Here is a 20,107-nt window from a genome sequence, read left to right as displayed (position 1 = left end):
TATATAAACAAAAGAGACCGGCAAGTGGTGATATGCTTCCCTAAAGGTAGACAGATGAAATACACAAAATCTGTTTACCATTGGGGGAGTTTTTTGTCTCTAGAAAAAACTTTACGGCATTAGAAAAACTAAGGATTATTGCTGAATATAATGAAGGAGACCTCTCTGGCGAGGAGATAGCCAGAAAATATGGTGTAAATGCAGGGACTATCAATGATTGGGGGACCCTCTATAGAGAGTACGTCGCCGATAGCCTTGAACCGGTAAAAGGTCATACACTTTATTCGGCGGAACTCAAACAGGCTGCCGTTCATGACTATCTTTCCGGTAGATTTTCACAAAGAGAGGTTATAAGGAAATATGGGATCTCAACCAGAACCGTTCTCATCGGTTGGGTTGAGCTTTATAATGGTCATAAAGCACTTAAGAATGACAGGAAAGGATTGAGTCGCTCTATGACCATGGGAAAGAAGGTTTGTTTCGAGGAAAAGGTTGAAATCGTTAAAGACTATTTGGCTCATGGGAAAGATTATACCAGGTCAATGGAAATTCACAAGGTTTCCTATGCGCAGATTTACAGCTGGGTAAGAAAGTACCTTCAAGGTGGAGAAGAAGCTCTTCAGGATAATCGGGGAAAGCAAAGAACGGAAAAAGAGCTGACAAAAGAAGAAAAAGAAATGAAGAAGCTAAAATAGAGAACGAGCGTCTTCGTGCGGAAAATGCGTTTTTAAAAAAGTTGGAGGAAATCGAAAGGAGGCGGTACTGAATGAGACCCGGTACCATAACCGGTACACTGCTATATACGAACTCAGCACGGAAGAAAATATGTCTGCCCAATTACTTTGTGACATTGCTCATGTTTCCAGGCAGGGATATTACAAATGGAAGAATCGCAGACCTTCGGCCAGAGAGAAATTAAATCGAAGGGTTATGAAAGAGATGACTCTTCTTCAACATAAGTTGAAGGGTATTTATGGCTATCGGAGAATGAGGATTTCGATGAACCGGATCTTTAAGGAGACTTTGAACCATAAACGTATTCTCCGTCTTATGAAAAGTGCTAACCTCTTGTCTGTCATTCGCCGTAAGAAAAGCCGTTATAAATACTCTTCACCCGAGCATACAAGCTGAAAATGTACTGAATCGCGAATTCCAGGCAGATCGCCCAAACCAGAAGTGGGTAACTGATGTGACAGAAATGAAGTATGGTAACCGTAAGGCTTACCTCAGTGCCATTATGGATCTCCATGATGGCAGCGTGATCTCTTATGTACTTGGTAAGTCAAACAACAATGAGCTCGTGTTTAAAACGCTGAAAAAAGCTCTGAAGGCAGCACCTGATTCACAGGCACTATTACACAGTGACCGAGGATTTCCATACACCTCCCGTCCTTTTAAGAGAATGATCGAACAGGCGAATATGAAGCAAAGCATGTCCCGTGTTGGCCGTTGTATTGACAACGGCCCGATGGAGTCGTTCTGGGGCAAAGTGAAGTGGGAAAAATACAGGCTTGGTTCATACAATACTTTCGAAGAACTACAAAAAGACATTGATGACTACATACAGTTCTATAACCATGACCGTTACCAGGAAAAACTAAACGGCCACAGTCCCTGTGAATACAGAGCTAAGGCCGCTTAATACATTTTTATTATTTCCGCTGTCTACTTGACGGGGGGTTGTTCATTGTTTCAACATGTCGGCTTTTTTGTATTTATGTTTCAACTTATCTATTTGCCAATTTCTCCAATTTACTTCTGGTCACTTCATCTGCGATTCCGTTTACCCTTAACTCGTAGTGCTTTTGAAAATCCTCTACCAAATTAACAGTATCTGAACCATAATATGTTGTAGGGTTCACCCAATGTGTACCGAAGCCAACTTTTACTAAATTCCATTTAAGAGATCTTATTTCAGCACTCCGATTTCCAAACTGATAAGGTGAAGATAATATCTCCTCTAGTTTAATTATAGAAATTTGATCCATAATGCCATTTTGTCGAAGACCATAGTATTGTTGAAACGCTAATACCTCGTTAGCAGTATCTTGGCCATAAAAAGCTGTGGGATTTGTCCAATGCGTTCCAAACCCCAATTTCACAAGCCCTCGCTTTAACTCTTGAATTTCCCTACTACGCTTTCCCAGCTGGTATGGTGAAGATAAAACCTCCTGGAGTTTCATTCTAGTAGTCTGGTTGATCTGACCGTCGACAGGTAAGCCATAGTATCGTTGAAAAGCTTCAATCTCTCTTACAGTATCGGGACCAAAATAAATAGTCGGATTAGACCAGTGTCTTCCAAACCCAGCTTTCATTAAATCAAGTTTTATAATTCTTATTTGCTCATCACGATCCCCCTGCTTGTATACGGCAGGTGTCACATCTTTTAGTTTTGCAAGCGTAATTTCATCTATAATTCCACTAACTCTTAAGCCATAAAACTGTTGAAACGATTTAACAACGTTAACCGTATCATGACCATAGTAAGTTGTTGGATTAGCCCAGTGTGTGCCAAAGCCAACTTGAACTAAATCTCTTTTGATTTTTTGAACGTGTTCGCTTCTATTTCCTAGCTGAAACGGTGATTCAAGTACTTCTTTCAGTTTAGAAATTGTTACTGAATCCATTATTCCATTTTCAATTAACCCATAATATTGCTGAAATGCTTTAACTTCTTTTACAGTGTCAGCCCCGTAGAAAGTGGTGGGATTAATCCAGTGTATACCAAAACCTGCCCTCACTAAGTCCATTTTTAAGGTTTGGATCTCATTACTCCGTTTTCCTTGTTGATAAGGACTCTCTGTTATTCCCTTAATTTTATTATATGTTTCTTTATCGATTATTCCTGTGACTTTTAAACCGTAATATTGCTGAAACTCTTTGATCGCTCGCTCGGTAGTCTCGTCTAAAGTATCTGAAATTACAGGAGATTTATAAAAACCGGTAATTTGCAGTTTTTGTTTTACCCTGTAAACGCCATCTCCCTGATCTCCTAATTTATAAGGTAAGCCAACTTCAATATGATCTATGAAAGGGGCTTGTACCACACCAAAACCATAAAAGGAATCTTTTCCTGGCTGCCCGATGTCTAACGCTGTGTCTTGCATTTTTTTCCTCAAATCATTGTTATTAAGATTTGGAGCTGATTCTTTTAACAATGCTAAAGCGCCAGTGACATGTGGCGCAGCCATCGATGTTCCGCTTCGAATAGTATATTTATTATTTAAATCAGTACTTAGGATATTTACTCCCGGCGCTGTGATTTCAATAGCTGATCCAGTCGCTGATAACATCCATCTCTTATTATTCCTGTCAATTGCAGACACAGCTATAACAGAGTCATAGCGGGCTGGATAGGAAACAGTATCCCCTCTTCCGTCTTCGCGTCCATTATTTCCACCGGATGCCACCACTATTATCCCTTTTTGGACTGCATCATCAATTACTCTTTTCAGAGAAGCTGATTCACTCGCAGTCCCTAAACTTAGATTAATAATGTCCATTCCATTAGAAATAGACCATTCTATCCCGGCTATAATGTCAGACATGTAACCTTTGCCTGTATTATCAAGCACTTTAACAGCATATAAACTTACTCCAGGAGCAACTCCAGTTACCCCAGAACCGCTGCCCTTAGCACCAATAATACCAGCTACATGAGTTCCATGCCCATTATCGTCAACAAAGGAATTCGTATTAGCAGTTAACCCCACCCCTCCTGCAACAGATAAATCCTTATGTTGTGCTATTCCAGTATCTAAGACAGCCACCTTAACTCCTTTGCCGGTAAGACCAGAATTCCATGCTCTCGGAGCTTCTACTTTTTTAATACTCCATTCTAAATTATCGTTATGAATCTCGACTATTTGATCAATCTCAACTGCTATTATATCTGGGTTATTTTCAAGCTCTTCAATTGCCTCTGCAGACACTTCGCCAGACACCATGGGTACATGACTAAATGACTTCTCGATCTTACCATTAAGATTAGTAATTGCTTCTTCATCAATCACTTCTTTAAAAATAATTATAACGTTCTCTATATCTTCTTCCTCAGCAAGAGAGACATTACTAAAGAATATTAAACTAGCTACAAATAATAGTAATAAAACTAAAAAAGCCTTTTTCATTAGACACTCCTTCTTAAAGATATTTATTAGACAAATTATACCTCTAATCTATTTTTTTTAGGAGGGCCATTTTTATTATTATTGACTTTTCCATATAATAATTTATAAATATCTACTCTAATAGAAATAGCCCGCTTGGAAAGCGGGCTCAAATATCATTTACTAGTCTATCTCCCCCAAAAAACCATTCACTAAATCCACCACATACCCGCTGCCGCCGTGTTCTTCTGCACCTTCAATCATTACGGTAACCAGGAGATCCTGTTCTTCGTAATCAAAGGCGGTATACCAGCCGAGCTGTTCTCCTTCTACGTCATCGCGGGATTCTTTCAGTTCCGCTGTACCTGTTTTTCCTGCCATGGAACGGCTATGGCCTGGGTTTTCCCGATATGCTGTACCGTTTTCATCTTCTGTAACTGTGATTAAGCTCTCCAGTACTCTTTCTGCTGTATCGGGTGATACAATATTCTCCAGCCAGACACCCGTCTCTTCCTCCTGCAACAGAGTCGGCTGTACTACACTTCCTTCATTAGTAAACATCGTATAAAGCGTTGTTAAATGAAGCGGATTGATGAGTACCTCTCCCTGACCGTAACCAGTATCAGCCAGAAGCATCTCAGTTTCCAGCCCGTCATTTGACAGCGTAGAAGTGTGCATTGGATAGACAAAATCTAAAGACTCCCCAAACCCAAGCTGTTCTGCCCATTCTTCAAAAGTTCCGCTGCCGATTTCCAGTGCCTGCTGAGCAAAGTAAATATTATCAGAATGCTTCATCGCGCTGTTGAGGTCCACTTCTGAAACATTTTCGTTCACCCTCGTAACTTCATAGCTTCCCCAGTCACTGTCCTCCGGCTGCCACTGTTTCCCATCAATCTCAATTACTTCTTCCGGATCGAGCGTTCCTTCTTCCAGGCCAATTGCAGCTGTAAAAGGTTTAAAGACGGAACCTGGAGAATACGAATCCCGAAAGCGAAGCTGATAAAGAATATTTGTGTCTTCCAGTTCCTCCGCCCGAGGGTCGCTAAGATTCAAATACCGGAGATTAGAATCATATGCCGGCATGCTTGCAAGGGCGAGTACCTCTCCAGTGGCTGGATTCATTACAAGCCCGGTCCCAGCATCATCTCCAATGGCTTCAGCCAGTTCAACCTGCATCTCTGCATCGATTGTTAGTGTAATATCCTCCCCATGCTCTACCTGTCTGCTTTTGATCACGTCTCTCGTCTCACGATCTGCATTTGCAACAACTATTGATACTCCTGGTTCTCCCCGAAGCTGGTCTTCAAGTACTGCTTCAAGACCTCTTCTTCCAATATAAGATGAGGATGTATAGCCTTCCCCATCTCGTTCTTCCAGATCCTCTGCGTTGACAGAGTCAATATGGCCAATAAGATGGGCTAATGCTTCCCCGTGGGGATAAACTCTTCCCTCAACCCTGTTAAACATTACACCACTCACTTCTCCCAGCTCTTCCCTTCTCGGGTCTTCTGGAGAAATCCGTACGACATCAGTAAACCAGTCCGGGTTATCAGGGTAAAGGTTCGCTCTTTCACGGACAAAATCAACATCAAGAGAGAGAATCTCTGCAAATTCTTCCGTAGCAGCGTCGAAATCATCCATATCCTCCGGCTTAAATCCTGCTTCGTATATTATATCGTTTACAGCGAGCTTAAGCCCGTTACGGTCATAAATACCACCTCGTTCAGGCTCTTCTCTATTTACCAGGATTAAATCATCAGGTTCCTGAAGCCCTGCGAAAAAATGAGTAGGATGCCAGTCCACTTTCCAGGACCATTCATCTCCATCCTCTTCTTCTGTCTCCTTTCTAAGCGTTACATCCGTATAATAATTCAGCTCTCCAAGCATGGTATCCATCTGTACATCAATCTCATAAGTGATTTCCTCAATTTCACCAAGATCAATTTCTTCTTCTGAAAAATCAATTGGTTCATAGGTCACCTGGATATTATCAACACCTATATCGCTGTATACATTATTCATTCTTTCTTCCAGTTCCAATTCCATGGCTCCTATTAATTCCTGGGTTTCCTCTGTAGCTGTATTCTCCATTCCTCCAAATTGCCCAGTCTCCCAGTAGTCAATATACTCATCTAATGTTTCCTCAGGATTTGCAGGGTCCTCTCCAAAACAGCCTGCAAGGAGCAGAACTGCTGCCCCTGCAGAAAACATAATCTTGCTTTTATGTAATAACATCACTCTTCCCCCTGAAATATCTTTTATTTTTTATAGTGTATATTCCTAATTCTATCGCAGTTACTAATAATTGTTAACTCCAGCCCAATAAAATGGAAAAATAATTTAGATGCTCTAAACAAAGTAAGAATGTCTTTTTTGTAGTTATTAAGATAGAAATTTGGACATTTTTTATATTTTTCGATAAAAAAACTTAATTTTACTCATTCTTTGCGTTAAAATATAACTAAGGATGTAAAAATAGGAATAGTGTGTTTTGTTTTCCAGTTTTCGAGGTGAATATATAATGCTGAAGATCTTTCAGAAGAAGAAGATTCAGGAAAGTACCCAGGTTATCTGTCCCAGCTGTAATAGCAGCACTGAGGTAGAGAAATGGAATGACATAGCCAGACACGTATACGGTGAAGACAGCCCCGAAATACGAAATGCTGCTCTAAACAAAAAGATCTCATTTCCTTTTCAATGCCCCGAATGTCATAAAGGCTTTTCGGCCTATTTGCTTGATTTCGAATAAAAAGAACAGGAAGACTCAAAGAGTCTTCCTGTTCTTTTTATTCTTTAACAAAATATTTTTTCAAAGCTTCTGCCCATAATTCATGCCCTGCCTCTGTGGGCATATTATGCTCTTCATCTGTATATGTTAATAATTCTTCATCCTGAATACCAGGCCATTCTTCCCAGTGATCCGCGTAACTTAACCCCTGTTCCTCAACAAAGTCTTTAAGTGCTTCGACCTCCTGTGGATAAAAAACGGAATTATATAACGGATGAGGAGGCTGCACAAAAATAATAATATCCTCGTTTTCCTTCTCAAACTCCTCTATTAATCTCTCAGTAATATCCAAGGAATCTTCTATTCTTACATTTCCGTTGTTTGACAGCATAAATGGTTCAAGAATTAACAAGTCAGGATGTGAAACAGCTGCCTCTTCATATAGAGAATCCTGGTAAACTTCCAGACTGGTAAGGCGGTCAAAAGAATAGGTAGTCACTTCGAAGAGTTCTGTACTGTAACTTTCATTTAGATTATCTTCTAAAAGTTCAGGCCATGGTATAAGTCCCTCACTTTCAGAGTCTGTCAGCGCTCTTGAACCAAAGGCAGCAATTTCTATTTTTTCACCCTCAGCATATCGGCCCTCAATTAAATCCCTTACGGAAGAATCGAGATCCTCCGTTAATTCAGCTATATTAATCTCTGATGAATCATTGTTATCTCTACCATTGTTTTCTTCAGGCTCTGAGGCTGCGTTCTCTTCAGCTTGTAAAATCGGTGTGCTGCTGTGCTCTTTTGCTGCTTCTGCTATATCGGACAGTTTTGCCTGATAGGAAAACCTGCCAAATATTACAGCCCCTATTGAGATAAAAATTATTAAAAATACCAGCCATCTTTTCATATTATACCTCCAGCGATCCGCAAAACTTATATACTTTTTTCATTATACAATTTTGTTTCACATTATTCATGCTTTATATTAATATTTCTTCCTGTTTCACCAAAATTTCTCATAATTAGCTTCGTTTTTTCATCCAGACAATATAAACCGCCAGACCAATAATCCCGCCCACTGAGTCGAGGATAACGTCCTCTATCATACCTGATCGATCCGGATGGAAGTACTGCCTTATTTCATCTATTGCCGCATATAAAGTGACGAAAAGCCAGGCAGCAGCCGCTGAAGGATATATTTTAGGCAAAATCTGATATATGAGCCGGAATGCAAGAATTGCCAACACTGCATAGACAAATACATGAGCACCTTTCCTGATAAAAAATTCAACGAAAGCCTCCGGGGAACGGGTTTCCAGACTGACTACCGAATCTCCGTAACTAAAAGAAACCCACGAAAATAAGGTGTAAACCCAGTCCAGCGGAAAACCTTCCAGTATAGGCTGGACATTCTGGTCTTCATACGACTGAGACGAAGAAAAGTGAATCAGCCCTAGCCAGGCCGTAAAAGGCAAAACATACTTTAAATAAAAATCAAATCTCGCAAACTTCAAAAAGACACCCCACGTTGTTTTTTTCTTATTTTATCATGAATGGAGCGGGTTTTAGCCCTTTGAGGGGACGAAAACTTCAATGTGGGAAATGCAAGCGGCGTATAGTTTAGCTTGTTTTTTCAGATTGTCTGGATTTAGGTTGGTAACCATAAATGTAATAAAACACTGGTGTAATTACTTGTATTCAAAGAAAGCCATCCAACCCGTTTTTTGGAAAAACTATAAATTAATAAAAAAAGGGAAGTAAACTTATTATTTATAAATGAGGCTATTTATACTCTTGTATCCCTTGAGTTTATGCTATCTTCTCATTCATGGGATGCAAGACGCTCTTGCACTACTTGAGGTAACGCCCTCCTCCCGCTTATGGGGTGCAAGACGCTCTTGCACTACTTGGGTTAACGCCCTCCTCTCGCTCATGGGATGCAAGACGCTCTCGCACTACTTGAGGTCATCCCTTTCTCTCGCTCATGGGATGCAAGACGCTCTCGCACTACTTGAGGTCATCCCTTTCTCTCGCTCATGGGATGCAAGACGCTCTCGCACTACTTGAGGTCATCCCTTTCTCTCGCTCATGGGATGCAAGACGCTCTCGCACTGCTTCCTAACCCAAAAAAGAATGCAAATCACCTTTGCATTCTAGCCATAACACAGTTCCAATTGAAACCGGCAGTTATATTGACCTTTTTCACACTTCGAAGCTTCACTCTCAACCCAAACGGCTCTTCGTCAACTATTCTTTCCTGCTCCTCCTCCGAAGTAAGTCTCTCAACCCAGCACGGTTTTTCATCCATCAGTCTTTCATAACTCTCCTGCTGGAAAGAACCATAAATTAATTTCCGAGGAGCATCTCTTCGAAGACAACCAATCCAACGACAAGACTATAACTAAATTAGCGATTGAGTGGACAAAAGACCGCCTTCCCACCTTCACAGCTCCCTGCCCCAGCAACTAAACCACAACTAACCTGCTACTTAACCCAATCAGAAAAAGTGCCGCTGCCGTTACATCCTGGACAATCGTATGGCGTCGTCATAAAATACTCATTGGAAAACATATAAAATCCCTTCCCTCCACAATCCGGACACTTATTCTTTGCCTGCATTTCACTAATTCTTCTCTGCTTTCTTCCAGACTGCCAATTGGAGAAAGACTGAAACAGACCCATTCTTCATCACCCCGCCTTTTTATATTATTTTTGTGGAAAAAAGAGGAATTTATACACCACCAACGGTATTTCTGCTATTATTTTATGACTCATCAATAAAAAATGTGACAAGCTCTCTCACCAATCTCAAATTATAACCAGCCAAGCTAGTAACTTGTTCAACATCTGCAAACCGCCAACACCATTTCATATCTTATACTCTCTCGCCCCTATCCGTTCTTCCACCACACAACAAAAAAATCCCCCTCCTTCATAAAGGAGAGGGTACAAACCACTAAATCAATTCCTCCAGCTTACGGATGCATGCTTCATAATCCTCATGGACATCCGCTTTAAATGCGGTATTCTTGTAGACTATATCACCGTTCTTGTTAATGATGAACACTGATCTTTTGGCAGTGAGATCCTCTTCATTCAGCACCCCGTAAGCCCTCGCCGTTTCCTTAAACCAGTCGGACAGCAAAGGGTAAGGAAGGGTTCCCAGGCTTGCTTCAAAAACATTATGGGAGTATATATGATCGACACTCACCGCTAAAACTTCTGTATCGAGCCGTTCAAGTTTCTCGTAGTCCTCTTTCCAAGAGGTTAGTTCTCTAATTCAACCAGGGGTAAAATCAAGCGGGAAGAAAGCAAGGAGAATATTTTTTTCTCCTCTGTAGTCTTCCAGTGAGATCTTTTCCTTCCTGGTCGAAGATAAATAAAAGTCCGGCGCTGCCGAACCAACTTCAGGTTCCGCCATTAAGCCCACCTCCTATACAAGCAGCTCCGCCATTCAGGCTGAATCACTCTATTCGGCTGAACAGTTTATGCTTGTTTTATAAATAAGCTTTTCCCTCATTTCTATAAAAGATTCGCGCAGTCTCCCGAATCTTCCTCCCTATTACTATTATCTTTCCGCCAGGATATCAAACCAAATTTTACTCAAAACACATTATTCGTTATCTTCCTAAACAAAAAGAACCTGGAAGCATTCCAGGTTCTTTTCAGTCCATATTTATCGGTTGTCTTCCGGCATATCCAGTGCCATATCGGCTTTTTGCTGGTCATGTTTAATTTGCTCATCAATATCGTATGCATGATACATTTCGTTCTCAATCATGTACGTGGCAATTTTATGATGCGTTTCTATCGCTTCGTCAAGCTGCTTCTTCAGAATTTTATGGACTTCCGGGCTGGCTGTTTCTGTAATCGCAACTGCATAGCTTCTTACAGTTGCTTTAGCTGTAACGAGCATATCTGTCGCGATTACTTCGTCAGTGATCGCATCTTTATTAGCAATTTTATCTAAAATACTTCCCATAAAAAGTCACCTTCCTGTCTTTGAATTATTTTTTACAGGCACTCTCTTCCGTTCGCTATATCTTACTTAAGATAATATATCTTTAAGTTCCTCAACGACTTTTTTCGATTTTTTAACATCCTCTTCCAGCAGTTCCTTCAGCTTTTTGTCGGATGCAAGCCCCTGCATCATTGCTGACTTTGCCACACATGCAGATTTAATCTGCAGTATTTCATGTACTTCGAGCTTTTCATGCATTGCCAATTCTTTATTAGCCATCCCGGCACCTCCTGGTTTCTTTAAATTAATCTGACATCCTTTCAAATACCCGCCCTGTCCCTCCTGTAAACAACCGAGTATATTTAAGTTATAATGATAAAAACGAACAAACGAAAAATAATAATTGACAAAAACGAACATAAACCCCATAATAAAAATCATATTATGTTTGTTTTAAACAGAAAGGTGAAAAAAATGAACATAAACGAGAGAAGAAAGTTAATTGAAACAGAAGTGCTTGATAAAGGAAAAATCGATATTGAGGATCTGGAAAAAATGCTTGGTGTTTCAGCCATGACAATCCGCCGGGACTTAATGCACCTGGAAAAGGAAAATAAACTGATCCGGACCCACGGGGGAGCAGTTCCTGTAAAAAGGATAATTGACGAAACCTCATACGAAAATAAAGAAAAACAGTATCTGCAAGAGAAAAAAGCAATCGCTGCCCATGCGGCAACCATTGTAAGACCTGGGGATACAATCATACTGGACTCGGGCACTACCACTCATGAAATAGCACGGGTGCTAAAAAACCGGGAAAACTTAACGGTTATAACAAATGATATTTTAATCGCAGCTGAATTTCTGAACACTCATGTACATGTCATTGTTACAGGCGGAGAGCTGCAAAACCAGGTAGGTGCTATGTTTGGCCCTCATACAGAGAGTCTGCTGGAAGACATTCATGTAGATCTGCTCTTCCTTGGTACTCACGCCGTTCATCCGGCTGCCGGTATAACCGCACCAACGCTGGAGAAAGCAAAGGTGAAGCGGCTTATGGTACAGGCTGCCGAAAAAACATGGCTCGTTGCGGATCACAGCAAATTTGGCAAAAGTTCTTTTGCTTCCGTCTGCAGGCTGGAGGCATTGCAGGGAATTATCACAAATGACAACGTTTCCAGTAAGGAATCGGAGGCCTACCACGACACAATAATAAGGGTACCATCACAGAAGGAAGGTAATGTCAATGAGAATAGGAGTTATCGCGGATGACCTGACTGGTGCGAATGCCACTGGAGTCAGGATGAGTAAACAAGGTTTTAAGTCTGCAACAATGGTGCAGGGGGCGCCATTCCCTGAAGAAATTAACTATGACGCCGTTATTGTAGATACAGACAGCCGTTATCAGTCTACAGAGGTTGCCAGATCACGTACGATCCAGGCAATCGACCAGTTTAAGAGCTGGGGGGCAAAGCTTTTTTCCAAACGCATTGACAGCACCTACCGGGGAAATATCGGTGTTGAAATAGATACTATGCTTGAGCAGCTTGGAGAAGAAGCGGTAGCCGTCATCGTTCCGTCTTTCCCTGATTCCGGCAGAATCGTTATTGGAGGCTATCTGCTTGTTGACGGGGTTCCGCTTCAGCAGACGGATGTAGCTAACGACCCGGTCCGGCCATTAACAGAATCTTTCATACCGGCATTAACGGAAATGCAGTCTGAAAACAAAGTTGGGTTTCTCGGACTTCAGGAAGTATTGAAAGGGGCTGACAAGCTCAGTGAAGCACTTGATGCTGCGTTTTCCGAAGGCTGCAGAATAGTAGTTTGCGACGCTACGACTAATGATCAGATTGAAGTGATTGCTGAAGCAATGTGCCAGCTCGAAAGATTTATAATTTCCGCCGACCCCGGTCCGCTCACAGCTGCCTATTCAAAAGCGGTAATGCGCCAGCAGGCAAAGCAGGAAAGAATTCTGGTAGCTGTAGGAAGTGCTACAAAGCTTACAGGGCAGCAGCTTAATTATCTAATCGGAAAGCTGAATGCAGACCCTGTATATGTAGATCCTGATAAGCTTGCAAGTTACACAAGCAGCTGGGACGAGGAAATCCAGAGGGCCACAGAAGCTGTGCTGGCTGATAAAAAACAGGAAGTGCTCATTTTAACCACTCATCTTCCAGGGCACTCGCTTCTCAATCTGGAAGAAAAGGCAAAGCAGGAAAATGCCAGCGAACAGGCACTTGCAAAGAGAATTACTGACGGACTTGCTAAAATCAGCCGCCAGGTGCTTGAAGACAAAAGCGCTATGTTTAAAGGGTGCTTCTCAAGTGGCGGAGATGTCACAGCGTCCCTTTGCTCTGTCAGCCGTGCAAGCGGCATTGAGCTTCTCGACGAAGTCCTTCCCCTTGCCGCCTATGGAAAAATGATCGGAGGATACTTCGACGGTCTCCCGATTATTACAAAAGGCGGTATGGTTGGAGATAAAAAAGCAATTTACGACAGTGTAAAGTTCCTTCAGGCTAAGTTTTAGCCGCAGCTTTACACGGGGAAAACAGTTTCAAACAGAATATTAAAAACACCAATTATAAAGGAGAAATGTCATATGTCTAAAACACCAGTAATCGCAATTCCAATGGGAGATCCAGCAGGAATCGGACCGGAAATCACAGTAGCAGCACTTGCGAAAAAAGAAGTATTTGAGTCAGGTAATCCAATTGTTATCGGAAACACGGCAATCTTAGAAAAAGCTGCAGAACTCATGAAACTCGACCTGACAATCAATGAAGTAAGCTCAGTAGACGAAGCTAAATTCGAGTTTGGCACTATTGATGTTTTATCCATGGACAATGTCAACCTGGACGAATTCCAGTATGGAGAAGTTCAGGCACAGTGCGGACAAGCTGCTTTCGAATATATTCAAAAAGCGGTTGAGCTTGCAAACGACGGTACTGCAGACGTTATCGCTACAACACCAATCAACAAAGAATCACTAAAAGCAGCAGAAGTACCGCATATTGGCCATACTGAAATGCTTGCATCTATGACAGACACTGATGATCCATTAACAATGTTTGAAGTTAAAAACATGCGAATCTTCTTCTTAACCCGTCACCTGTCTCTTAAAGATGCAATTGATCAGATGACTGCTGAGCGTGTCCATGATTATTTAAAGCGCTGTGACGAAGCTCTTCAGCGTTTAGGTGTAGAAACACGTAAATTTGCCGTAGCAGGACTAAACCCTCACAGCGGTGAAAATGGGTTGTTCGGACGTGAAGAAGTAGACGAAATCCGACCGGGAATCGAAAGAGCCGTAGAAGACGGCATTGATGCGGTTGGTCCAGTACCTGCAGACTCTGTCTTCCACCAGGCACTGCAAGGAAAATATGACGCAGTTCTTTCTCTTTACCACGATCAGGGGCATATCGCTGCGAAAATGACAGACTTTGAAAAAACTATTTCTATTACAAACGGCCTTCCGTTCCTTCGTACGTCCGTAGACCACGGTACAGCTTTTGATATCGCTGGAAAAGGCATTGCAAGTTCCGTAAGTATGGAAGAATGCATTAAACTATCTGCAAAATACGCACCACATTTTACAAGTAAGTAAGACGCACTTACAGATAAGGGGGATCAATAATGGAAGTTTCAGGAGCACAAATGATATTAGGATTAGTAATCGGGGTTTTCCTTCTAATCGTATTAGTATTAAAAACTAAAATTCACGCTTTTCTAGCACTATTGATCTCTGCGTCTGTCACAGGAATCATCGGGGGCATGCCAGCCCCTGATGTAGTGACGGCGATTACACAGGGATTCGGAAGTACATTAAGTACAATTGGTATTGTTATTGGTTTAGGAGTTATGATGGGCCGGATTCTCGAAGTCTCGGGGGCCGCAGAAAGAATGGCTTATTCCTTTATTAAATGGCTTGGAAAGAAAAAAGAAGAATGGGCAATGGCTATGGCTGGTTATATCGTTTCAATTCCTATTTTTGTTGACTCTGCATTTGTTATCTTAATGCCTCTTATTAAAGCGCTTTCAACAAAAACTGGAAAATCCGTCGTAGGCCTCGGTGTTGCACTCGGTATCGGACTTGCCGCTACCCACCATGCTGTACCGCCTACTCCAGGTCCGTTAGGCGTTGCCGGTATTTTTAACGTTGATGTTGGTCTTATGCTCTTATGGGGACTTGTTTTTGCAGGTCCAATCATTGTAGTCGGTGTTTATTATGCAAAATGGATTGGTAAGAAAATCTACCAGCTGCCAACGGAAGACGGACTTGATTTTCACCGTCCTGATATGCCTTCCACTCTTGAAGAATACTATGAGCTTCAGGAAAGCAAGAACCTGCCTTCCTTAGCACGTTCTGTTGCACCAATTCTTGTGCCGATTATCTTAATTTTTGCAAACACAACGGTTGGGGCTCTTGGCATGGAAGGTGCCGCTGTTGAGTACATTCAGTTCTTCGGCTCACCAGTAATCGCGGTTGCACTTGGTTTAATTGTTGCTATTTACGGTTTATTCGGCAAAGTAAAGCAAGCTGAAGCAATTGAGCGTATGGAGGAAGGAATCAAAACAGCCGGTATTATCCTGTTAGTTACTGGTGCCGGTGGAGCGCTTGGAGAGGTGCTTCGCCAGAGTGGAAGCGGGGACTATATCGCCGAGCAGATTGCTGCTACAGCACTGCCGCCAGTACTCCTTCCATTCTTTATCGCGACACTTGTCCGCCTGATCCAGGGTTCTGGAACAGTATCTATGATCACCGCTGCATCTATTTCTGCGCCAATTCTCGTGGGTATGGATGTGAACATGGTGTTAGCCGCACAAGCTGCTACGCTCGGTGCAATGATCTTCTCTTACTTTAACGACAGCCTGTTCTGGGTTGTTAACCGAATGATGGGAATTAAGAACGTAAAAGAACAGATTCTTGTCTGGTCAGTCCCAACCACTCTTGCATGGCTCACCGCATTAGTCATGCTGATTGTGGCAAATATGTTCTTCGGTTAAATACTGGTTCGCAAATTAAAACCTCCGCCTTTAATAGAAAAGGTGGAGGTTTTTTTATAGTTTAATTGATGCTCGCTGTTGATTTCATCAAATTATCTGTTCAAGGTTGGATTCTGCTTCGCAAACAAGACACCTCGATTTCCCAGATAGAATCCTCCGTTCCACGAATGAAATCTCCTCAACCTAAAAAAAGATGCGGGAACCGCACCTCTTTAGATGGAACCAAAGCAGCCTAACCTAAACCTCGATCCCGTATTTCCTTACTTTATACAGCAGGCTCTGCCTTGAAATGCCAAGAAGTTCAGCAGCTTTAGACTGGCTTCCTCCGGCTTTGGCGAGAGCGTCCTCGATTGCCTGCTGTTCATAAGTCTGCAGCTGGTCAGGGAGTGAGATATTTTCTCCTCCTGGTTCTGCTCCTGGCTGCACCAGTCCTGTTGCAGCCGTGCCTTTATCATCCTTTTCCTGCCTGTATTCTCTAACTTCCTTAGGAAAATCTTCGAGGCGAAGTATATCATCAGGACTTAGTACAGCCGCCCTTGCAAGAGCATTATGAAGCTCTCTGATATTACCTGGCCATGGGTAATCCGTCAGCTTTTTCAGAAGTCCTTTTTCCAGCTCGTAATTTTTCCCGTGTTCCTCCTTCAAAGTTTCAAGCGCCTGCCTCACCAGCAGGGGGATATCCTCTTCCCTCTCCCTTAAAGCTGGAAGATGGATGCCGATAATATTTAACCGGTAATATAAGTCTTCACGAAACTCGCCTCTTTGCACCATTTGCCACAAATCTCTGTTTGTAGCGGTAATCAGCCGGATGTCTGCCTTACGCTCCACCGTACTCCCTAATGGGATGAATGTCTTTTCCTGGGTAACCTGCAGCAGCTTCGCCTGGAGTTCAAGGGAAATCTCACCGATTTCATCTAAAAATAACGTGCCTCCGTCCGCTGCTTCAAATTTTCCTTTTTGCGGCTGTGTCGCGCCTGTAAAAGCACCTTTCTGGTAACCAAATAGTTCACTTTCAAGGAGCTGGGATGGAATTGCTGCGCAGTTCACTTTTATAAACGGCCCGTCTTTCCGGTCGCTTTCAAGATGTATCGCATGAGCACACCGGCTCTTTCCGGTTCCGCTCTCTCCCTGAAGCAATACAGTAATATTCTGCTTTGACACCCTCTCAATCAGTTCAAACACCCGCTGCATTTTTTCACTCTTGCCAGCCATGTCGTGAAGCTGGCTCTTTTCCTCAAAAGCCTGCTTTAAATAGCGGTTTTCCAAATTCAATTCCAGCCATTCAACGGCACGGCGGATCACCACTTTAAGCTCTTCTGCTTTAATAGGCTTGGCCAGATAGTCAAAGGCCCCCATCTTCATTGCCTGCACCGCGTCCTCCACTTCCCCGTATGCAGTGCAAAGAATAAAACAGACGTTATTTCCGCTTTTGACTGTATTCCACTCCTCAAGCAGCTTAATTCCGGTCGTATCCGGGAGCAAAATATCCATCAGAACGATATCTATAAATTCATTTTCATAGAGCTTCCTGGCCGTTTTCCCGTCAGGAGCTTCTAAGAGACGGTAGCCTTCCTTTTGCAGCGTCTGTTTTATGAGTCTTCTTAATTTGTCATTATCCTCTACGAGCAAAATCGTTTTCTCCATTACATCACCTTCTCCGTCTCTATGCTCTCAGGCAGATAAACGAAACACGTCGTTCCTTCTTCCGCCTGACTCGCCACTTCGATACTTCCATTATGATCCTGAATGATATCATGGGTAATTGAAAGCCCAAGTCCGCTTCCTTCATGCTTTGTTGAAAAAAACGGGTTGAAAATCCTGTTAATTTTTCCATCAGGTATTCCAATGCCATTATCATCCACAATGGCTTGAATATTTGTGCCGCTTTCTCTCACACTGACACTCAGAAGCCCGTCATCTTGATTTTTCATCGCTTCCAGGCTGTTTAAAAATATATTCAAAAACGCCTGGACAAGCTGGTTCCGGTCTCCCAGCACATAAAGAGGTTTCTCTGGCAGATCCAGTTCCATATTAATATTTTCCCGCTTCATTTGGTGGGAAAGCAGCCTGCTTACTTCAAGGACAAGCTTTCCTATATCCACATTTTGTTCTTCTTCTTTATGATGGCGGCTCATTTTCAGAAATCTTGTAACAAGCTCATTCAGCCGCTGTGTTTCTGCCTGAATATCAGTTATCGCTTCTTTAATCATTGACGGTCCAGGCCCTTTAATATCTCGTTTCCTGGCTAGATCGTCAAACTCTGCTTCCACTACGTCAGAAGCCATCTGAATCGTACCGAGAGGATTTTTAACCTCATGGGCAAGCCCTGCTGTCATCTGGCCTATTGCAGCGAGATGTTCAGACCTGTGTAAATGCTGCTGAAGCTTTTTCAATTCTGTATAATCCCAGAATGTTGTAAGGACACCTATCATTTTTCCCTTTTCATCCAGCAGAGGTGAGCTGGCTGCTTTTAACGTCAGGCTTCTTCCATCCTTATTAACAAAGGGGATCTCCTCTTCCGTCTCACTGAAATTCCCGCTACCTTTCCGGTATTTCAGCAGATGCTCCCTCAGCCCTTTCGAAGGGAGAACGGCGATAGATTTGTCAACAAAATCCTCCCGCCTTCCTGAAAAAAGCTTCGCCCCCGCTTTGTTCATGGATGTCACATTTCCATCTGTACCGGTTGTAATAACCCCGTACGGAAAGGATTCCAGAATCAGCTGGAGGAACCTTTCTTTTTCCTGTAAAGATTCAGCCATATGTTTCATTGCTGTCCCAAGGGTAAAAATTTCATCTTTCTCTTTTAGAATGTTTAAATGCCAGCCTTCTCCCTTAGCATAGTCTGCAGCCTGGTCAGTGAGCTCCTTCACAGGTTTTACAATCCAGCGTATGCTTACAGTCAGGAGAATCAGCCCGGTTGCCAAAATTACGAGCCAGCCAAATGTCAGCACAGCACTTAATGTGCCAATTGGTGCATTCGCCTCTTCCATTGGCTGAATTGCCACAGAGTACAGGGGAAGCCTGTCCACGGGATAATATCCGGCAAGGACCTCTTCTCCAAAGGCTTCACCTCTGTATACACCAATCCTGCCCCGCTGCATGTCGTTTAAAAATCCTGCTCCTGTCAGGGACTGAGGTGGGGCTTCATCTGCTGCTCCGGCAGTATCTACAAATATATCCCCATCATTAGTCACTAATAATGTCCTGCTATCTTCCCCTATCCGGCTGTTTTGCAGCAGTCTGTTTAAGTAAAACATATTCGTCCTGGCTATGACCGCTCCTTCTAATTCTGGAGCTGCCGGTTCTGGGATGGGCACAGCTATATAAACACCAAGGCTGCTCTCATCCTCCGCTTTTCTCGTTGTTACGAACGAAGAATTTCGCCAGAGCATTTCTTCGTAAACACTTTCTTCCATCATTAGGGAGCTGCTGTCTAAAGTACTCCTTCGTGCCTCATTCTCCCTCTCCCCATCCTGATTAATAAATGCAATATCTATAAAAAACGGATCTTTTAAATAAGCCGTCTCAATTCTTTCTATAAAATTATCGAAGTCTTCCTCTCCGGTGTAATTTTCCACGATTGTTTCCAGCATATTGATCTGCGACAGAAACAGCTGCTGTGTCTGATTTGCCGTTGTTCTAGCACCCTGAAGGGTATGCTCGTCGGCCTGATTTTGCAGCACATTCTGTGACAAATAAATCGCCAGCACAAAAATAATCGTAATCGGAATAACCACAAGAAACAGACCCAATGTAAAAAAACGATGTGTTAAGCCTTTTGGAAAGATAAATTTCATCCTGGGTGCCTCACTTTTCTCCGGTGCTTTACTATTATTTTACCACAAAGGTGAAATGGGGTATTTATTGGGTAAGTAGTGAAGTACTTGAATGGTTGTAAAACGGTGCAGACATATTAATGAGGTGCATGGCCTTCTTGCATCCCTTGAATAGTGAAGCCGGACATTCTCATGGGATGCAAGACCTTCTTGCATCCCTTGAAAAGTGTAGCCGGTCATGCTCATGGGATGCAAGACCTTCTTGCATCCCTTGAAAAGTGTAGCCGGTCATGCTCATGGGGTGCATGGCCTTCTTGCGCCCCTTGAAAAGTGTAGCCGCTCATGCTCATGGGGTGCAAGACCTTCTTGCATCCCTTGAATAGTGAAGCCGGACATTCTCATGGGGTGCAAGACCTTCTTGCGCCCCTTTAATAGTGAAGCCGGACATTCTCATGGGATGCAAGACCTTCTTGCATCCCTTAAACAGTGGAGCCGGACATTCTCATGGGATGCAAGACCTTCTTGCATCCCTTGA

At 42.7% G+C, this 20,107-nt stretch carries 17 protein-coding genes; 7 read left to right on the top strand and 10 right to left on the bottom strand.

Going from position 1 to position 20,107, the window contains the following annotated elements; translation table 11 throughout:
- Positions 1-80 precede the first annotated feature (80 nt).
- The 3 genes from BK582_RS08380 (at position 81) to BK582_RS08370 (ending at position 1,642) form a co-directional block, all read left to right on the top strand.
- On the top strand, positions 81-695 hold the full coding sequence (locus tag BK582_RS08380; protein ID WP_078594209.1) for a helix-turn-helix domain-containing protein: 615 nt from the start codon (positions 81-83) through the stop codon (positions 693-695).
- A 130-nt stretch (positions 696-825) separates the two neighbouring features.
- Entirely contained in the window at positions 826-1,131 is a 306-nt protein-coding gene (locus BK582_RS28295; protein ID WP_078594206.1) for an IS3 family transposase, read from the top strand.
- The gene (locus BK582_RS08370) at positions 1,058-1,642 is read left to right on the top strand and encodes an IS3 family transposase (protein ID WP_139368225.1); all 585 of its coding nucleotides are present in this window, start codon (positions 1,058-1,060) and stop codon (positions 1,640-1,642) included. The genes BK582_RS28295 and BK582_RS08370 overlap by 74 nt, the downstream gene beginning before the upstream one ends.
- Before the next feature lie 85 nt (positions 1,643-1,727).
- On the opposite strand, the gene BK582_RS08365 is transcribed toward BK582_RS08370, so the two are convergent.
- The 8 genes from BK582_RS08365 to BK582_RS08320 form a co-directional block, all read right to left on the bottom strand.
- Positions 1,728-4,130, bottom strand: coding sequence for a peptidoglycan-binding protein (locus tag BK582_RS08365; protein ID WP_078594200.1), 2,403 nt, complete (start codon positions 4,128-4,130; stop codon positions 1,728-1,730).
- A 162-nt stretch (positions 4,131-4,292) separates the two neighbouring features.
- Complete coding sequence (locus BK582_RS08360; protein WP_078594197.1) at positions 4,293-6,344, bottom strand: penicillin-binding transpeptidase domain-containing protein; 2,052 nt, start codon at positions 6,342-6,344, stop codon at positions 4,293-4,295.
- Between the two features lie 551 nt (positions 6,345-6,895).
- A complete protein-coding gene (locus BK582_RS08350; RefSeq protein ID WP_078594192.1) occupies positions 6,896-7,738 on the bottom strand; it encodes an SGNH/GDSL hydrolase family protein in 843 nt (280 codons plus the stop codon).
- 115 nt (positions 7,739-7,853) lie between these two features.
- A complete protein-coding gene (locus BK582_RS08345) occupies positions 7,854-8,345 on the bottom strand; it encodes a VanZ family protein (RefSeq protein WP_244895367.1) in 492 nt (163 codons plus the stop codon).
- Positions 8,346-8,971: 626 nt separating this feature from the next.
- On the bottom strand, positions 8,972-9,139 hold the full coding sequence (locus tag BK582_RS26875) for a hypothetical protein (protein ID WP_169910903.1): 168 nt from the start codon (positions 9,137-9,139) through the stop codon (positions 8,972-8,974).
- A 648-nt stretch (positions 9,140-9,787) separates the two neighbouring features.
- Positions 9,788-10,252, bottom strand: coding sequence for a redoxin domain-containing protein (locus BK582_RS08335; protein ID WP_236939115.1), 465 nt, complete (start codon positions 10,250-10,252; stop codon positions 9,788-9,790).
- 255 nt (positions 10,253-10,507) lie between these two features.
- Positions 10,508-10,813 (bottom strand): spore coat protein, encoded by a 306-nt coding sequence (locus tag BK582_RS08325; RefSeq protein ID WP_139368224.1) that lies wholly within the window; start codon positions 10,811-10,813, stop codon positions 10,508-10,510.
- Positions 10,814-10,879: 66 nt separating this feature from the next.
- Complete coding sequence (locus BK582_RS08320) at positions 10,880-11,071, bottom strand: spore coat protein (protein ID WP_078594182.1); 192 nt, start codon at positions 11,069-11,071, stop codon at positions 10,880-10,882.
- A gap of 195 nt (positions 11,072-11,266) precedes the next feature.
- Here BK582_RS08320 and BK582_RS08315 point away from each other — a divergent pair, with 195 nt between their 5' ends.
- The 4 genes from BK582_RS08315 (at position 11,267) to BK582_RS08300 (ending at position 15,796) form a co-directional block, all read left to right on the top strand.
- Positions 11,267-12,064: a DeoR/GlpR family DNA-binding transcription regulator gene (locus tag BK582_RS08315; RefSeq protein WP_078594179.1), complete on the top strand. Its 798-nt coding sequence runs from the start codon at positions 11,267-11,269 to the stop codon at positions 12,062-12,064.
- The gene (locus BK582_RS08310) at positions 12,033-13,319 is read left to right on the top strand and encodes a four-carbon acid sugar kinase family protein (RefSeq protein ID WP_331248148.1); all 1,287 of its coding nucleotides are present in this window, start codon (positions 12,033-12,035) and stop codon (positions 13,317-13,319) included. Before BK582_RS08315 ends, BK582_RS08310 begins: the two co-directional genes overlap by 32 nt.
- A 72-nt stretch (positions 13,320-13,391) precedes the next feature.
- On the top strand, positions 13,392-14,396 hold the full coding sequence (gene pdxA, locus BK582_RS08305; protein ID WP_078594175.1) for a 4-hydroxythreonine-4-phosphate dehydrogenase PdxA: 1,005 nt from the start codon (positions 13,392-13,394) through the stop codon (positions 14,394-14,396).
- A 29-nt stretch (positions 14,397-14,425) separates the two neighbouring features.
- Positions 14,426-15,796, top strand: a complete 1,371-nt coding sequence (locus tag BK582_RS08300) for a GntP family permease (RefSeq protein WP_078594173.1) — start codon at positions 14,426-14,428, stop codon at positions 15,794-15,796.
- 237 nt (positions 15,797-16,033) lie between these two features.
- On the opposite strand, the gene BK582_RS08295 is transcribed toward BK582_RS08300, so the two are convergent.
- Together BK582_RS08295 and BK582_RS08290 are read right to left on the bottom strand one after the other, a co-directional pair.
- Positions 16,034-17,440 (bottom strand): sigma-54-dependent transcriptional regulator, encoded by a 1,407-nt coding sequence (locus BK582_RS08295; protein ID WP_078594171.1) that lies wholly within the window; start codon positions 17,438-17,440, stop codon positions 16,034-16,036.
- Positions 17,440-19,593, bottom strand: coding sequence for an ATP-binding protein (locus tag BK582_RS08290; protein WP_078594169.1), 2,154 nt, complete (start codon positions 19,591-19,593; stop codon positions 17,440-17,442). The genes BK582_RS08295 and BK582_RS08290 overlap by 1 nt, the downstream gene beginning before the upstream one ends.
- Positions 19,594-20,107: the final 514 nt, after the last annotated feature.

Source organism: Evansella clarkii, assembly GCF_002019695.1.
In the GTDB taxonomy this organism is placed as follows: Bacteria; Bacillota; Bacilli; order Bacillales; family Salisediminibacteriaceae; genus Evansella; species Evansella clarkii.
Note: the sequence above shows the minus strand (reverse complement) of the source record. Positions and strands in the feature narration are given on the sequence as shown.